At 37.7% G+C, this 401-nt stretch carries 1 protein-coding gene; it reads right to left on the bottom strand.

Annotation, left to right across the window (positions count from 1 at the left end; translation table 11 throughout):
• On the bottom strand, positions 1-401 hold a 401-nt coding region (locus tag B3J44_RS21640), incomplete at both ends, for a DUF763 domain-containing protein (RefSeq protein ID WP_286971365.1).

Below are 401 nucleotides of genomic sequence, written 5' to 3'. Positions count from 1 at the left end.
CCATGAGCAAAAGAAAAACGAGCAGGATCTTCAAATCGTGTTGGAGTTCCATAAATAATTTCGCTCACTAATGCTAATGACTGCAAAGCTCTTGGCCCCATTCCTTTTAAAAGCAGTAATTCTTCAAAATCTTCTGGTTTGTTTTCGTGAGTTGTCCAAAGCATTGCGCCCAATCTTTTCATATTCACATCTTCTATTCTCACATCGTGATGCGCAGGCATAGAAAGATGCTGCATTTCTTTTATGATTTTAACCGGCGATTCTTTTACCAGCTCTAAAATTCCTTCTCGAGATTTTGTAGCGGCGTTGGCAGTAAGGTTCAATATAGAACCTTGATTTTCGCCATAAATAAAAGTATGAGGTTCGTTTATAAAAGATTTCAAATCTTGAGAATGCCAATG

Source organism: Flavobacterium sp. UBA4854 (assembly GCF_002399805.1).
Lineage (GTDB): Bacteria > Bacteroidota > Bacteroidia > Flavobacteriales > Flavobacteriaceae > Flavobacterium > Flavobacterium ginsengisoli.
This window is presented reverse-complemented; position numbering and strand designations above follow the sequence as displayed.